The organism is Pseudomonas sp. TH21 (assembly GCF_016651025.1).
Classification (GTDB): Bacteria; Pseudomonadota; Gammaproteobacteria; order Pseudomonadales; family Pseudomonadaceae; genus Aquipseudomonas; species Aquipseudomonas aylmerensis.
Window position 1 is genome coordinate 4937743 of sequence record NZ_JAEKEQ010000001.1, and the last position, 15926, is coordinate 4953668.

Below are 15926 nucleotides of genomic sequence, written 5' to 3' on the forward strand. Positions count from 1 at the left end.
CCTGCAGGCCTGACGCGTTACCCTGCAGGAGCCGGCTTGCCGGCGATGCGGCCCTCCCAGCCGGCTAGAATCCCTACCAATGACCAGCCCAACCCCCTGCTACCACTGCGCCCTCCCCGTCCCGCCCGGCAGCCGCTTCACGGCGGTGATCCTCGGCGAGCGCCGCGAGCTGTGCTGCCCCGGCTGCCAGGCCGTGGCCGAAGCCATCGTGGCCGGGGGCCTGGAAAGCTATTACCAGCACCGCAGCGAAGCCTCGGCCAACCCCGAGGCGCTGCCCGTGCAACTGGTCGACGAACTGGCGCTGTATGACCGCGCCGACGTGCAAAAACCCTTCGTGCGCCACGACGGCGATCTCGCCGAAGCGACACTGCTGATGGAAGGCATCAGCTGCGCGGCCTGCGGCTGGCTGATCGAAAAACACCTGCGCAGCCTACCCGCCGTCGCCGAGGCGCGGTTGAACCTGTCCAACCATCGCCTGCAGGTGCGCTGGGCCGATGGCCAGTTGCCGTTGAGCCAACTGCTCAGCGAACTGCGCCACATCGGCTACGCCGCGCACCCGTATCAGGCCGACCGTGCCGCCGAGCAATTGGCCAGCGAAAACCGCCTCGCCCTGCGCCAATTGGGCGTGGCCGGCTTGCTGTGGTTCCAGGCGATGATGGCGACCATGGCCACCTGGCCGGAATTCAATATCGACCTGAGCCCCGAGCTGCACGTGATCCTGCGTTGGGTGGCGATGTTTCTGACAACACCCATCGTGTTCTACAGCTGTGCGCCGTTTTTCAAAGGCGCCCTGCGCGATCTGCGCACCCGCCACCTGACCATGGATGTATCGGTCTCCCTGGCGATTGGCGGGGCCTATCTGGCCGGTATCTGGACGGCGATCACCGGGGTCGGCGAGTTGTACTTCGACGCCGTCGGCATGTTCGCCCTGTTCCTGCTCGCCGGACGTTACTTGGAGCGCCGCGCACGCGAGCGGACGGCGGCGGCCACCGCGCAATTGGTCAACCTGCTGCCGGCCTCGTGCCTGCGCCTGAAGGGGGATGGCCAGAGCGAGCGCATCCTCTTGAGCGAACTGGCGGTGGGCGACCGGGTGCTGGTGCATCCCGGCGCGGTACTGCCTGCGGACGGAGTGATCCTCGACGGTCAATCGAGCATCGATGAATCGCTGCTCACCGGCGAATACCTGCCGCAACCCCGGCGCGCGGGCGATGCGGTGACTGCCGGCACCCTGAATGTCGAGGGCGCCCTGAAGGTCGAGGTGCGGGCGTTGGGCCACGACACGCGCCTGTCCGCCATCGTGCGCCTGCTGGAGCGAGCCCAGGCCGAGAAACCGCGCCTGGCGCAGATCGCCGACCGCGCCGCGCAGTGGTTCCTGTTGTGCTCGCTGATCGCCGCGGCGGTGATCGGCCTGGTGTGGTGGGAGCTGGATGCGTCGCGGGCGTTCTGGATCGTGCTGGCGATGCTGGTTGCGACCTGCCCGTGCGCGCTGTCCCTGGCCACGCCGACCGCCCTCACCGCCGCCACCGGCACCCTGCACAAACTCGGCCTGCTGCTGACCCGGGGCCACGTGCTCGAAGGCTTGAACCAGATCGACACGGTGATTTTCGACAAGACCGGCACCCTCACTGAAGGCCGCCTGGCACTCAAAGCCATCCGCACCTTGGGCGCCACCAGCAGCGACTTGTGCCTGGCCCTCGCCGCCGCCCTCGAAAATCGCTCCGAACACCCGATTGCCCGCGCGTTTGGCCGTGCGCCCATGGCCGCCGATGAAGTGCTGAGTTTCCCTGGGCTCGGCTTGGAAGGCCGCGTCGGTGAACGCCTGCTGCGCATCGGCCAGCCGGGGTTTGTCTGCGAACTCAGTGGCTGCCCGATGCCGGCCTCGCCGAACGAAGCCGGCCAATGGCTGCTGCTCGGTGACCGTGACGGCGCCCTCGCCTGGTTCGTGCTGGACGACCGCCTGCGCAGCGACGCACCCGCGTTGCTGGCCGCGTGCAAGGCGCGTGGCTGGCGCACGCTGCTGCTGTCGGGGGACACCTCGCCGATGGTCGCGAGTGTCGCCGCTGAGCTGGGCATCGACGAAGCCCACGGCGGCCTGCGCCCCGACGACAAACTGCAGGTGTTGCAACGCTTGCACCAGCAAGGCCGCACGGTGTTGATGCTCGGCGATGGCGTCAACGATGTGCCGGTACTCGCCGCTGCCGATATCAGCGTGGCCATGGGCTCGGCCACTGATCTGGCCAAGACCAGCGCCGATGCGGTGCTGCTGTCCAACCGCCTCGACGCGCTGGTGCAAGCCTTCAGCCTGGCGCGGCGTACCCGCCGGGTAATCATTGAGAACCTGCTGTGGGCCGGGCTGTACAATGGCCTGATGCTGCCGTTTGCCGCCCTCGGTTGGATCACCCCGATCTGGGCGGCGATCGGCATGTCCCTCAGTTCGTTGACCGTGGTGCTCAACGCCCTGCGCCTGACTCGCCTGCCGAGCGCGCCGGCTCACAGCGCCCCCTCAGTAACCCGCCCGCTGCCGGCTTGAGCCGCGCGGGCATGGAGTGCAGATGCCAGCTCTATACGTGATGATTCCGGCGGCGCTGCTGTTAGTCGGTGTCGCTATCTACATCTTCTTCTGGGCGGTGGACAGCGGCCAGTACGATGACCTCGACGGCCCGGCCCACAGCGTGCTGTTCGACGATCAGGACCCCAACCACCTGGCCGCCATCGACGAGGCCAACGGCCCCGAGCAGCCGCCCGCGCCCAAAGATCCGCCCCATGCTTGAACTCGCGCCGCTGCTGGTCTCCGCGCTGATTCTCGGCCTGCTGGGCGGCGGCCACTGCCTGGGCATGTGCGGCGGGCTGATGGGCGCGCTGACCCTGGCGATTCCCAAGGAGCAACGCAGCCGCCGCTTTCGCCTGCTGCTGGCGTACAACCTGGGGCGCATCCTCAGCTATGCCACGGCGGGGTTGTTGATCGGCCTGGCCGGCTGGGCCGTGGCCAACAGCCCGGCGGCGATGTTCATGCGTGTACTCGCCGGGTTGCTGTTGATCAGCATGGGGTTGTACCTGGCCGGCTGGTGGAGCGGCCTGACGCGCATCGAAAGCCTCGGACGCGGCCTGTGGCGCTATATACAGCCGGTGGCGAACCGTTTGCTGCCGGTGTCCAGCCTGCCCCGCGCATTGCTGCTGGGCGCGCTGTGGGGCTGGTTGCCGTGCGGGTTGGTCTACAGCACCCTGCTGTGGGCGGCGAGCCAGGGCAATGCACTGGACAGCGCGTTGCTGATGCTGGCATTCGGCTTGGGCACCTGGCCAGTGCTGCTGGCCACCGGCCTGGCAGCGGAGCGGGTCACGGCGTTATTGCGCAAACGCAGTGTGCGCGTGGCCGGCGGCTTGCTGGTGATCCTGTTCGGCGTCTGGACATTGCCCGGTCCGCATCAGCACTGGCTAATGGGCCATTAAAAGGCCATGTGGCATAGCGCCGCTCCCCGTTGATGCAAATCAACATGCCCTCCAGGTCACGCCCCTAGACTCGGCCCACTAGCCTATCCGGGGGAACGCCCGCATGCTCGACGCCATTCGTTGGGACACCGATCTGATTCACCGCTACGACCTGGCGGGACCGCGCTACACGTCCTACCCCACCGCCGTACAATTCGACAGCCAGGTCGGCACTTTCGACCTGCTCCACGCCCTGCGCGACAGCCGCAAGGCGGTGCGCCCGCTGTCGCTGTATGTGCATGTGCCGTTCTGCGCGAACATTTGCTACTACTGCGCCTGCAACAAGGTGATCACCAAGGACCGTGGCCGCGCCCAGGCGTACCTGCAGCGCCTGGAGCAGGAGATCCAACTGGTGGCCTGCCACCTCGACCCCAAGCAGCCGGTGGAACAACTGCACCTGGGCGGCGGCACGCCGACCTTTCTCAGCCACGACGAACTGCGCCAGGTCATGGGCAGCCTGCGCCAGCACTTCAATCTGCTTGACGGTGACTCCGGCGACTACGGCATCGAGATTGACCCGCGCGAGGCCGACTGGGCGACCATGGGCCTGCTGCGCGAACTGGGCTTCAACCGCGTCAGCATCGGCGTGCAGGACCTCGACCCGGACGTGCAGCGCGCGGTCAACCGCCTGCAAAGCCTGGAAGAGACCCGCGCGGTGATCGATGCGGCGCGCACCCTGCAGTTTCGTTCGATCAATATCGACCTGATCTACGGCCTGCCCAAGCAGACGCCGATCAATTTCGCGCGCACCGTGGAGGAAGTGATCAGGCTGCAACCCGACCGCCTGTCGGTATTCAACTATGCCCACCTGCCTGAGCGCTTCATGCCCCAGCGGCGGATCAACACCGAGGAACTGCCGTCACCGGCGTCCAAGTTGCTGATGCTGCAAACCACCATCGAACAACTGACCCAGGCCGGCTATCGCTACATCGGCATGGACCACTTCGCCCTGCCGGACGACGAACTCGCCGTCGCCCAGGAAGAAGGCACCCTGCAGCGCAACTTCCAGGGCTACACCACCCATGGGCATTGCGACCTGATCGGGCTCGGCGTGTCCGCCATCAGCCAGATCGGTGACCTGTACTGCCAGAACACCAGCGACCTCAACGGCTACCAGAACACCCTCGCCGGCGCTCAACTGGCCACCAGCCGTGGCTTGCTGTGCACCACCGATGATCGGCTGCGACGCGAGGTGATTCAGCAATTGATCTGCAATTTCAGCCTGGCCTTCGATCGGGTCGAGCAGGCTTTCAACATTGATTTTCGCGGGTATTTTGACGACGTCTGGCCCCAACTCGAGACCATGGCGCAGGACGGCCTGATCGAACTGGACGCGCAGGGCATCCGTGTGCTGCCGGCTGGCAGGCTGTTGGTACGCTCAGTGTGCATGGTGTTCGATGCCTATCTGGAACATCAGAACAGGCAGCGATTTTCGCGGGTGATCTGAGCGGGCGCTACTTCGATGCCAGGCTCATGGCTTGCATCTGTGCGTCGGCTGGCTCGTCCTTCAAGGCCTTGCCCAGTTGCATCTGGGCCATCGTCAGGCCGCTTTGCAAGGCCGCCAGCGAGGCCTGCAGGTTACCCACCCGCGCCTGGCGCGCCTCGGGGGTCAAGGAGTTATCCGCCGAAGCCGCCGCGATTTCGGCCATCTTGTCGGCAATCTGCTTCTTCAGCTCACGAATCATTTTCAGCAGTTGCTTGATGCTGTCCTTCAGGTTGCTGTCGTCGATGTCCTTGTTGGAATCGGCTTTGGCAGCCTGGAAACCGGCACTGGAAATCTTCACCGCCACACCCTCGACCGCCTTGGTTTCAGCAGCAGGCGCGGGGGCTTCGGCCTTTTCATCGGCCCCTGCGGCAGGTTTCGTATCCGGCACGATCGGCAGGCGGATGGCAGGGTTGTTGGCAGCGATAACGGACATGTTCTGAGCTCCGGCTCATGGAGGTACACCACTGTATCGACCCTGTTACAAAAACCTTTATACCGCTGCCGGTTTTTTGTACAGGCTGGCCTCGGCGCCCCCCAGTGCGTTACCCTTACGTCTTATGTGTGTTTTCCCACAAGGATTTAAGAAATGTCCGAGCCAGTTAAACTGCGCGCTCACAGCCAGGCTCATTGCAAGGATTGCAGCCTGGCCCCCCTCTGCCTGCCACTTTCGCTGAATCTGGAAGACATGGATGCGCTGGACGAGATCGTTAAACGCGGTCGCCCACTGAAAAAAGGCGAGTTTCTGTTTCGCCAGGGCGACAAGTTCGACTCCGTCTATGCAGTACGGTCGGGCGCCCTGAAGACGTTCAGCCTGAGCGACGGCGGCGAGGAACAGATCACCGGTTTCCACCTGCCCAGCGAACTGGTCGGCTTGTCGGGCATGGACACCGAGATCCACCCGGTGTCGGCCCAGGCGCTGGAGACGACGTCGGTGTGCGAAATCCCCTTCGAGCGCCTCGACGAACTGGCCCTGCAGTTGCCGCAACTGCGCCGCCAGTTGATGCGCGTGATGAGCCGCGAGATTCGCGACGACCAGCAAATGATGCTGCTGTTGTCGAAGAAAACCGCCGACGAGCGTATCGCCACGTTCCTGGTCAACCTGTCGGCACGTTTTCGCGCCAGGGGTTTCTCGGCCAACCAGTTCCGCCTGAGCATGTCGCGCAATGAAATCGGCAACTACCTGGGCCTCGCCGTGGAAACCGTGTCTCGCGTGTTTACCCGCTTCCAGCAGAACGAGCTGATCGCCGCCGAAGGCAAGGAAGTGCATATCCTCGATCCGATCCAGCTGTGCGCACTCGCCGGTGGCTCCCTGGAGACCTGAGGCAGACGCCTGCGGCCGCGCCAATTGGCAAGGCCGCAGGTATACTTGGCGTCCGTTTTCCACGCCCAGGACTCTGCGCCGATGACCTTCGATTCGTTCGACATCAAATCCCTGATCCGTCCCGTCATCGACTTCCCCAAGCCTGGGGTGATCTTTCGTGACATCACGCCCTTGTTCCAATCGCCCAAGGCCCTGCGCCTGGTGGCCGACACCTTTGCTCACCGTTACGTCGAGGCCGATTTCAGCCATATCGGCGCGATGGATGCGCGGGGCTTCCTGATCGGTTCGATCATCGCCTATCAACTGAACAAACCGCTGATCCTGTTCCGCAAGCAGGGCAAGCTGCCGGCTGACGTCCTGGCCGAGGGTTACCAGACGGAATACGGCGAAGCGTTCCTGGAAGTCCACGCCGACAGCCTCTGCGAGGGCGACTCGGTACTGATGTTCGATGACCTGATCGCCACCGGTGGCACCCTGATTGCGGCGGCCAACCTGGTGCGGCGCATGGGGGCGAAGATCTTCGAAGCGGCGGCGATCATCGACCTGCCGGAGCTGGGTGGGTCGCAACGCCTGGAAGACATGGGTATCCCGACCTTCTGCCTGACGCAGTTCGCGTTGAACGAACGTTAATCGCTGCCTGCACCGGCCCCATCGCGGGCAAGCCCGGCTCCCACCTTGGCAGGCGCCCACCCGTAGGCGCTGGCTTGCCAGCGATAGCGCTCGAAAGAGCACCCATGATCACAACCCCATCTGCTTGCTGATGATCTCATTCATCACCTCGCGGGTGCCCCCGCCGATGGACAGGATGCGGTTGTCGCGGTACAGCCGCTCCACCAGGTTGCCGCGCATGTAGCCCTGGCCGCCGAGGATCTGCACAGCGTCATAGGTGACGCGGTCGGCGGTGTCGGTGGCGAGGTTCTTGGCCATGGAGATTTCCTTGATCACACTTTTGCCGGCCGCCATCTTCGCTGCCTGGCGGTAGGTGAACTCGCGGGACACCTCCACAGCGGTAGCCATTTCCGCCAGGCGATGCTTGAGCACCTGGAACTTGCCGATGGGTTTGCCGAACGCTTCGCGCTGGGAAGCCCACTTGAGGCTTTCCTCCAGCGCCATCTGCGCAGTCATGTTGGCCATCAATGCCAGCGCCAGGCGTTCGCTCTGAAAGTTGCCCATGATGCAGGCGAAGCCCATGTTCTCAGCACCAATCAGGTTGCCTACGGGCACGCGGCAATCGTCGAAGAATAATTCAGCGGTGTCCGACGCCCACCAGCCCATTTTCTTCAGGGGCTGGCCAATAGTGAAACCAGCGGTGTTTTTCTCGATCAGCAGCAGGCTGATACCGGCAAAGCCCGGCCCGCCGGTGCGCACGGCAACGGTGTAGAAGTCGGCACGGCTACCGCTGGTGATAAAGGTCTTGCTGCCGCTGACGCGGTAATGCTCGCCCTCCCGAATGGCGCGGGTCTGCAGGCTGGCCACATCGGAGCCGCCGCCCGGCTCGGTCACCGCCAGGGCGATGATCTTCTCGCCCGACAGCACCTGGGGTGCCACCCGGTCGCGCACCGATGGCAACGCCCATTTGACTATCGGCGGCAAGCCGATATCCAACGACCCCAAGCCCGCCACCACCCCGCCAGAACCGCAGCGCATCAGCTCCTCACTGGCGGCCACCTTGGCGAACAGGTCACCTTCATGGCTACCGCCAAGGGCCTCGGGATAACCAATCCCCAGGATTCCCGCCGCACCGGCCTTGAGGTACAGCTCACGGGGAAAGCTGTGGGCCTCCTCCCATTGCTCGATGTCCGGCAGCATTTCGCGCTCGACAAAACGGCGCACGCTGTCGCGGACCAACTGGTGGCTGGGGTCGAAGTAGTCCTGGTAGGCAGACATCGGCAAGCTCCACGGTGAAGTGGAGCGAACTTACCAAGCGCTTGCTTGGTTATCAAGTTATGCGCATATTCTGCTGACAATACAAAACCAATGTGGGAGCGGGCTTGCTCGCGAAAGCAGTGGAACAGTCAGTGCATTTGGCACTGACAGACCGCTTTCGCGAGCAAGCCCGCTCCCACATTTTTGAGCTGCGGTGTTTTTTACAGCGCGATCGGCTTGCGACCTGCGAACGAGTGAGCCAGCGTCCCGCCATCCACCAGCTCCAGCTCGCCACCCAGCGGCACGCCGTGGGCGATGCGCGAGGTGATCAGGCCTTTGTTGGTCAACAGCTGCGCGATGTAATGCGCCGTCGCTTCACCTTCCACCGTAGGGTTGGTGGCCAGGATCACCTCGGTAAAGGTGCCCTGCTCTTCAATGCGCGCCACCAGTTGCGGAATGCCGATGGCCTCCGGGCCCAGGCCGTCCAGCGGCGACAGATGGCCCTTGAGCACAAAGTAGCGCCCGCGATAGCCGGTCTGTTCCACCGCGTACACATCCATCGGCCCTTCCACCACGCACAGCAGGGTGTCGTCGCGGCGCGGGTCGGCGCATTGCGGGCAAAGTTCTTCTTCAGTGAGAGTGCGGCACTGGCGGCAATGGCCCACGCCAGTCATGGCCTGGCTCAGGGCCTGGGCCAGCCGGGTGCCGCCGCTGCGGTCACGCTCCAGCAGCTGCAGCGCCATGCGTTGGGCGGTTTTCTGGCCAACGCCGGGCAATGTGCGCAAGGCGTCGATCAGTTGGCGAATCAGAGGGCTGAAGCTCATGGGGCAATGGTCCGACAAAACAACGAGACGCGGTTTATACCCGCGCCCCGGATGAGCGTCAAATCCTCAATCCTGCGCGACACGTACCACCAACTTGCCGAAGTTACGTCCCTCCAGCAAACCGATAAACGCTTCGGGCGCCTGCTCCAGGCCATCGACCACGTCTTCGCGAAATTTCACTTTGCCCTCGCGCACCCATGGCGCCATGGCACTGATGAACTCCGGATGGCGATCACCGTAGTCGTCGAACACGATAAAGCCCTGGATACGCACCCGCTTGGTCAGCAAGGTCCGCTGCAGCGCCGGCAGACGGTCAGGACCACTCGGCAGTTCATGCGCGTTATAACCGGCAATCAGCCCACACAGCGGAATCCGCGCCTTGGGGTTGAGCAGCGGCACGACCGCGTCAAACACCTTGCCGCCGACGTTCTCGAAATAGATGTCCACGCCTTTGAAGCACGCCAGGGCCAACTCGTTGGCAAAATCCGCGCTCTTGTGGTCAATGCAGGCATCAAAGCCCAACTCCTCGACCACGTAGCGGCACTTGTCCGCGCCTCCCGCCACACCTACCACACGCAAGCCCTTGAGCTTGGCCACCTGCCCCACCACCGAGCCCACGGCGCCGGACGCTGCCGCCACCACCAGGGTTTCGCCGGCCTGTGGCTGGCCAATGTCCGTGAGACCCATGTACGCGGTCATGCCCGGCATGCCCAGCACCCCAAGGGCCATGGACGGGCTGGCCAGGCCCTTCGGCACCGGCATCAGGTTGCGGCCATCGGAAATGCTGTGGCTCTGCCAGCCGGTGGAACCGACGACGAGGTCGCCCACTTCAAATTTCGGATTACGCGACTGCTCGACACGGCTGACAGCACCACCGGTCATCACCTCGTCGATTTCCACCGGCGCGGCGTAGGACGGTGCATCGCTCATGCGGCCACGCATGTAGGGGTCGAGGGACAGGTACAGGGTTTTCAGGAGAACCTGGCCGTCTGCCAACTCCGGCAGGTTCACGCGTTCCAGGCGGAAATTTTCCGGGGTCGGGGCGCCCTGCGGGCGTGAGACCAGGACGATGCGCTGGTTAAGAATCGGTTCTTGAGGCATCAGGGGGCTCCTTTATCGAATTCATCGGTATAGGGTGCAGACCATGGTAGAGCGCTTGCGGTTCGATGTTTCGTCTATCGCCCCGCCGCGTGTGCATCGCAGCGGCGTGGCAAACCGACGTCACACCCAAAAAAAATGCCAGGCACGAGGCCTGGCACTGGAGTCTAGCTAAAGCTCGCCGATCAGAACGGCAGCTTCATGCCCGGTGGCAATTGCATGCCAGCGGTCACGCCGGACATTTTGTCCTGGCTGTTGGCTTCGATCTTGCGCACGGCGTCGTTGACGGCCGCGGCGAACAGCGCCTCGAGCATTTCCAGGTCATCTTCGCCCACGCCTGGCAACACGCTTGGGTCGATGCTCACGCGCTTGATGTCGTGACGACCGGTCATCACCACGCTGACCATATCGCCACCGGCTTTACCGGTGACTTCGGCGTTGGCCAGTTCTTCCTGCATCTTGGCCATCTTTTCCTGCATCTGCTGCGCCTGCTTCATCAGGCCGGCCATGCCACCTTTCATCATGGGAATCACCTCAAAGTACGTGGATCAATTTAGTAGCCCGGTATCAGGACGCCTGGGGCACCGGGGCTTCGACAGGTTCAATTGTATCGTGGCGAACGACGGCGCCGAACTGTTGCATCATTTGCTGGATGAGCGGATCAGCCTGGATCGAGTCCTCGGCTTCGCGCTGGCGGTTGATGCGCCGGCGGGTCGCGGCCTGGGCCGGGGTTTCCTGCTCAGGCTTGATCAGCTCGATGGCGACGGTCAGCGTGCGCTCATGGTACTGGTTCAGGGCATCGTTGAGGCGACGTTGCTGGGTCGCGTTGAACAGGGCGCTGTGGGCCGGGTCCAGGTGCAACAGCCAGTGGTCGCCCTCGATGGAAATCAGGGTGCAGTTGGCGGCAATACTGCCGGTCATGCCGGAAATCGGCAACTTCGGGAACAGCTCCAGCCATTGCAGGGCCAGGCCGGTGGCCGGCGCCGCAGCAGGCTCGGCCTCGGGCTCCAGGGCCGGCTCGGCAGTGTGCTCGCTGGCCAGGTCGTCCAGGTAGCTGTAGGCCGAATCCATGTCCGGCTCGATGTAGTCTTCGTCCAGCGGCGGCTCGTCATCCAGGTCGATCCCTGGAACGGCGGCCTCGACCTGAGCGACGGTCGGTTCCGGCACAGGCGCGGCGACCCACTCCGGCGCATCCGGCACCACGCTGTCAGGGGTCGGCGTGGGCATCGGCGTCAGCTCCGGCTGCTCGCCGGCCGTTTCCAGCACGGGCTCCACCGCAGGCTGCAGTTCGGGCTCGACTTCAGGCTCTACCGGATCATTCCAGGGCAGGTCGACAACAGGCGCAGGCTCGGGCTCGGCCACCGGAGGCGGCGTTACCACCGGCGCTGCCACCACGGGCGCAGGCTCAGGCGCCGGCGCAACAGGTGCAGCAACCACTGGCGCAACCACCGCCGCGCCAGCCACTGGTTTGGCGGAATCAACTGTGGCCTGGCTGATCCCCACTGGCTTTAGCGGCTGTCTCGGTGCGTCCGCCGAGTCAGCGGGCCGGAAGGCCAGCATTCGCAGCATGACCATCTCGAAGCCACCTCGCGGGTCCGGCGCCAGCGGCAGGTCGCGACGCCCGATCAAGCCCATCTGGTAGTAGAACTGCACGTCTTCGGCCGGCAGCGCCTGGGCCAGGGCCAACACGCGGTCGCGGTCGCCATGGCCGTTGTCGACACCTTCCGGCAACGCCTGGGCGATGGCGACGCGGTGCAGCACATTGAGGATTTCCGAGAGCACGCCGTTCCAGTCCGGGCCTTGCTCCGACAAGTGGCGCACGGCTTCGAGCAACGCCTTGGCGTCGCCTTCGATCAGCGCGTGCAGCACGTCGAACACCTGGCCGTGGTCCAGGGTACCGAGCATGGCGCGCACATCGGCGGCCATGACCTTGCCTTCACCAAAGGCGATGGCCTGGTCGGTGAGGCTCATGGCGTCGCGCATCGAACCATCCGCCGCACGGCCGAGCAGCCACAGTGCGTCGTCTTCGAACGGCACGTTCTCGACGCCCAGCACGTGGGTCAGATGCTCGACCACACGCTCGGGGGTCATGTTTTTCAGCGAGAACTGCAGGCACCGCGACAGAATCGTTGCAGGGAGTTTCTGCGGATCGGTGGTGGCCAGGATGAACTTGACGTAGGGCGGCGGCTCTTCCAGCGTCTTCAACAGGGCGTTGAAAGAGTGGCTGGAAAGCATGTGCACTTCGTCGATCAGGTAGACCTTGAAGCGACCACGGCTCGGCGCGTACTGCACGTTGTCGAGCAGCTCGCGGGTGTCTTCGACCTTGGTGCGGCTCGCGGCGTCGATCTCGATCAGGTCGACAAAACGCCCTTCGTCGATTTCCCGGCACACCGAACACGTGCCACAGGGCGTGGAAGTGATACCGGTTTCACAGTTCAGGCATTTGGCGATGATGCGCGCAATGGTGGTCTTGCCCACCCCGCGAGTACCGGTGAACAGGTAGGCGTGGTGCAGCCGTTGGCTGTCCAAGGCATTGATCAGAGCCTTGAGCACATGGGTCTGGCCGACCATTTCGCGGAACGAGCGCGGACGCCATTTACGTGCAAGAACCTGATAACTCATCGAAAACCGTCGCAACTGGGAAGCGGGAGCCGGTAATGCTAGCGGAGCAAGGGGGAAATTGCATCCGGCACGCTCGTCTAATCTGACTAAGCTCTGCTGATTGGCCCCGAAAAGGCCTGAACCCGGAGAGTCTATGCGCGTAGTCCTGGGCGCTTTATGGATGATTGCCTCGGCCAGCCTGGCGGCGCCCGCACCGCTGCGCTTCTCGGTTTCCGACAGCTGGGCGATGCCCATGGTGCAACTGGAGGACGGCCGGCCCACCCAGGGGATTTTGTATGACTTGATGTTGAGCCTGGCCACCCAGGTCGGTCGACCGGCGCAGTTCCACGTGCTGGCACGGGCGCGTATCTCGGCGGCCATGGAACACGGCGAGATCGACGTGCGCTGTTATGTCACCCAGGCCTGGTTCGACAACCTGTCCGGTGATTACACCTGGAGCATCCCGCTGATGGTGCAGCGCAACCTGCTGGTCAGCACCCAGGTGCCCGCGCAACCGGTCCATGTGAAGCAATTGCCGGCGCAATCGATCGGCACGGTGCTCAACTATCGCTACGCCACGCTCGACCCGCTGTTTGCCAGCGGCCAACTCACCCGCGACGATGCGCGCAGCGAAGAACAGGTGCTGCACAAACTGGTGGCCGGGCGCTTCAAGTTTGCGGTGATCAACGAATGGATTCTCGACCGTTTCAACCAGCGCATGCCGATCGGCCAAAAGCTGCACAAGGTCGCGGTGATCGATGAGCAGAACCTCGGCTGCACCGTGCGCAACGACCCGGACGTGCCGGTACAGCGCATCCTGCGCACGCTGCTGCGGATGAAGATGTCGGGCGAGATCGATGACATCATCCAGCTGTACACCGGGGAAGGCGCGCAGCCCCTGCACACTCCTGACAGGAACTGACAGTACCGCCTTATAGACTGGCCCCACTCAAACGCCCGTCCTCAAGGAGCCAGCATGCACACCGTCGCTCATTACTTCCTGCTGTACGTCGACAGCCCGGCCACCAGCGCCAACTTCTATAGCCGCCTGCTGGACCAGCCGCCAGTGGAGCTCAACCCGACGTTTGCCCTGTTCATTCTGGGCAACGGCGTGAAACTCGGGCTGTGGTCGCGTCATACCGTGGCGCCGGCAGCGCAGTTGACCGGCGGCGGTGGTGAAGTGGGCTTCTCGCTGCCCGACACCGGCGCCGTGGACGCGTTGCACGACGTGTGGGTCGAACGTGGCGCGACGATCATTCAATCACCGACCGCCGTGGATTTCGGCTACACCTTTGTCGCCCAGGACCTCGACGGCCACCGCCTGCGTGCGTTCAGCCTGAACGACTGAGCGCCAGCGCCCTTCCAGGCTGATGGCCGCGACGCTGGCCAGCACGATCACCGCGCCGAGCATCACTTGCACGGCAATGTGCTCGCCCAGCAGCGTCGCGGCCAGCACCATGGCGACCGGTGGAATCAGGTACATCGCCACCGACGCACGGCTGACCTCGACATGCTTCAACACGTAGCCCCAGGCCAGGTAGGCCAGGGCGCTGGGGAAGATACCCAGGACCAGCACCGCCAGGTTTTCCGCCAACGGTGCCTGCGCCACGGCGGCGGGCAGGCCCGGCAGGTTCACGCAGAGCATCAGCGTGCCGGCCCACACCATGTAGCACGCCATGGTCAACGGGCTGTAGCGGTGGGCATAGTGTTTCTGGATGGCGAAATACACGCTCCACGACACTGCCGCGAGCAGTATCAGCAAGCCTCGCGGGTCGATATCACTGATGCCCTGGTCACCCCAGATCACCACCAGCACGCCGAGCAATCCGAGCAAGACGCAGCTCCAACGCCACAGGCTGACCCGCTCCTTGAGACAGACAAACGCGATCAGCACGCTGAACAATGGCGCCGACTGCGCCAGCACACTGGAGGCTGCCGCCGTCACCCATTGCTGCCCATAATTGAGGCTGGTGTGGTGCAGGAACACCCCGAAGAACCCCAGCACCAGCAACCACGGCACATCCCGCAGGCGCGGCCGGCCGATGCCCAGCACCAGGGCTACAGCGCCCATGAACACCGAGGCAATCAAGAACCGCAGCAACGCCAACTGGCCGGGGCTGTAGCTGTGCAGCCCCATGTGCACGCCAATGGGCGAATAGGCCCAACAGAGGATGACGCTGGCGATGACTAGCGTAAGCTTTACGGGTGACGGGGTATTCATCGACGGCATCCGGAACTGAGAAGGAATGCCGTCAGTCTTGGCCCGGCCAAGGCGCAGGACAATTAACCGTTTCTGACTTCTGAAATCACTGGAACTGAGCGATGGAACTGGCCCAACTGAAAATGGTGCGAGCCGTGGCGCAAACCGGCAGCGTGGCCCAGGCCGCCCTGCAATTGCACTGCGTGCCGTCCAATATCACCACGCGCATCAAGCAACTGGAGAGCGAGCTGGGCACCCCGCTGTTCATCCGCGCCGGGCGCGGGCTGGCGATCAGCGCGGCCGGTGAGATCTTCCTCGAATACTGCGAGCGCATCCTCGCCCTGGTGGATGAATCCAAACGCGCCGTGGACGCGAATGCCATCCCGCGTGGGACCTTGCGGATCGGGGCGGTGGAGTCCAGCGCCAGCGGCCGCTTGCCGCCGCTGCTGGCGGAATATCATCGACGCTACCCGGAGGTCAGCCTGGAACTGGTGACCGGTGCCTGGGGCCAGCTGCTCGATGACCTGCAGCACCACCGCCTGGACGTGGCACTGGTGGCCTCGGGCAATAAACGCGCGAAGCTGGAACACAGCGTGGTCTACAGCGAGCGCCTGGTGCTGATCGCCAGTGCCTCCAGCGCCCCCATCCAGAGTGCCCAGGACCTGGCCGGGCGCACCTTGCTGGTCTGGCCACCCGGCTGCCCCTACCGCGCGGCACTCGAAAACTGGGTCAAGCCCCATGACTTCAAGCCGACCATCGCCAGTTACGCCAGCTGGGGCACAATCATCGGCTGCGTCAGCGCCGGGATTGGCGTGGCACTCGCGCCCGAAGGCATCCTGGCCCGGTATGAGCAGGCCAACCAGTTGGCGTCGTACCGATTCGAGGAACTGCAGGCCGTGGACAACCTGCTGTTCTGGCATAAGGACACCCAGCGGCACCTGGCACGGGACGCCTTCGCCGGGCTGCTGCGCGAGACGTTTGGCTAACCCGTAGCAGCTATTTCGTATTATCCTCCCGCGAAATTAATTCAAAATGTAAGGGACT

Annotated in this window: 16 protein-coding genes; 9 read left to right on the forward strand and 7 right to left on the reverse strand. The window is 64.0% G+C overall.

Annotated elements, in window-relative coordinates; genetic code table 11:
• The first annotated feature begins 79 nt into the window (after positions 1-79).
• The 4 genes from JFU04_RS21720 to hemN all read left to right on the forward strand — a co-directional run bounded on the left by JFU04_RS21720 (position 80) and on the right by hemN (position 4933).
• Positions 80-2530, forward strand: a complete 2451-nt coding sequence (locus tag JFU04_RS21720) for a heavy metal translocating P-type ATPase (RefSeq protein WP_065909597.1) — start codon at positions 80-82, stop codon at positions 2528-2530.
• Between the two features lie 22 nt (positions 2531-2552).
• Positions 2553-2771 carry a cbb3-type cytochrome oxidase assembly protein CcoS gene (gene ccoS, locus JFU04_RS21725; RefSeq protein WP_065909596.1) on the forward strand — a complete coding sequence of 73 codons (219 nt, stop codon included), beginning with the start codon at positions 2553-2555 and terminating at the stop codon, positions 2769-2771.
• Positions 2764-3447: a sulfite exporter TauE/SafE family protein gene (locus tag JFU04_RS21730; protein WP_120449427.1), complete on the forward strand. Its 684-nt coding sequence runs from the start codon at positions 2764-2766 to the stop codon at positions 3445-3447. The genes ccoS and JFU04_RS21730 overlap by 8 nt, the downstream gene beginning before the upstream one ends.
• A 103-nt stretch (positions 3448-3550) precedes the next feature.
• On the forward strand, positions 3551-4933 hold the full coding sequence (gene hemN / locus JFU04_RS21735; protein WP_201145691.1) for an oxygen-independent coproporphyrinogen III oxidase: 1383 nt from the start codon (positions 3551-3553) through the stop codon (positions 4931-4933).
• A 7-nt stretch (positions 4934-4940) separates the two neighbouring features.
• On the opposite strand, the gene JFU04_RS21740 is transcribed toward hemN, so the two are convergent.
• Positions 4941-5405, reverse strand: a complete 465-nt coding sequence (locus tag JFU04_RS21740) for a hypothetical protein (RefSeq protein ID WP_201145692.1) — start codon at positions 5403-5405, stop codon at positions 4941-4943.
• Between the two features lie 153 nt (positions 5406-5558).
• On the opposite strand from JFU04_RS21740, the gene fnr reads away from it, so the two are divergent.
• On the forward strand, positions 5559-6293 hold the full coding sequence (gene fnr, locus JFU04_RS21745) for a fumarate/nitrate reduction transcriptional regulator Fnr (protein WP_065909589.1): 735 nt from the start codon (positions 5559-5561) through the stop codon (positions 6291-6293).
• 81 nt (positions 6294-6374) lie between these two features.
• Positions 6375-6923 (forward strand): adenine phosphoribosyltransferase, encoded by a 549-nt coding sequence (locus JFU04_RS21750; protein WP_065909587.1) that lies wholly within the window; start codon positions 6375-6377, stop codon positions 6921-6923.
• Between the two features lie 108 nt (positions 6924-7031).
• Here the strand turns inward: JFU04_RS21750 and JFU04_RS21755 are convergent, their stop codons facing one another.
• From JFU04_RS21755 to dnaX, 5 genes are all read right to left on the reverse strand, one after another.
• The gene (locus JFU04_RS21755; RefSeq protein WP_201145693.1) at positions 7032-8180 is read right to left on the reverse strand and encodes an acyl-CoA dehydrogenase family protein; all 1149 of its coding nucleotides are present in this window, start codon (positions 8178-8180) and stop codon (positions 7032-7034) included.
• A gap of 200 nt (positions 8181-8380) precedes the next feature.
• On the reverse strand, positions 8381-8983 hold the full coding sequence (gene recR / locus JFU04_RS21760) for a recombination mediator RecR (protein ID WP_015885312.1): 603 nt from the start codon (positions 8981-8983) through the stop codon (positions 8381-8383).
• A 66-nt stretch (positions 8984-9049) separates the two neighbouring features.
• On the reverse strand, positions 9050-10084 hold the full coding sequence (locus JFU04_RS21765; protein WP_065909583.1) for an NADP-dependent oxidoreductase: 1035 nt from the start codon (positions 10082-10084) through the stop codon (positions 9050-9052).
• Between the two features lie 182 nt (positions 10085-10266).
• Positions 10267-10605: a YbaB/EbfC family nucleoid-associated protein gene (locus JFU04_RS21770; RefSeq protein WP_003193199.1), complete on the reverse strand. Its 339-nt coding sequence runs from the start codon at positions 10603-10605 to the stop codon at positions 10267-10269.
• Positions 10606-10648: 43 nt separating this feature from the next.
• Positions 10649-12703, reverse strand: a complete 2055-nt coding sequence (gene dnaX, locus JFU04_RS21775; protein ID WP_201145694.1) for a DNA polymerase III subunit gamma/tau — start codon at positions 12701-12703, stop codon at positions 10649-10651.
• A gap of 133 nt (positions 12704-12836) precedes the next feature.
• On the opposite strand from dnaX, the gene JFU04_RS21780 reads away from it, so the two are divergent.
• Positions 12837-13604 carry a substrate-binding periplasmic protein gene (locus JFU04_RS21780; RefSeq protein ID WP_065909580.1) on the forward strand — a complete coding sequence of 256 codons (768 nt, stop codon included), beginning with the start codon at positions 12837-12839 and terminating at the stop codon, positions 13602-13604.
• A gap of 54 nt (positions 13605-13658) precedes the next feature.
• The gene (locus JFU04_RS21785; protein WP_065909579.1) at positions 13659-14030 is read left to right on the forward strand and encodes a VOC family protein; all 372 of its coding nucleotides are present in this window, start codon (positions 13659-13661) and stop codon (positions 14028-14030) included.
• Here the strand turns inward: JFU04_RS21785 and JFU04_RS21790 are convergent.
• Entirely contained in the window at positions 13944-14903 is a 960-nt protein-coding gene (locus tag JFU04_RS21790) for a DMT family transporter (protein WP_201145695.1), read from the reverse strand. The genes JFU04_RS21785 and JFU04_RS21790 overlap by 87 nt on opposite strands.
• Before the next feature lie 101 nt (positions 14904-15004).
• Between JFU04_RS21790 and JFU04_RS21795 the strand changes: the two genes are divergently transcribed.
• Entirely contained in the window at positions 15005-15868 is an 864-nt protein-coding gene (locus tag JFU04_RS21795; RefSeq protein ID WP_201145696.1) for a LysR family transcriptional regulator, read from the forward strand.
• Positions 15869-15926: the final 58 nt, after the last annotated feature.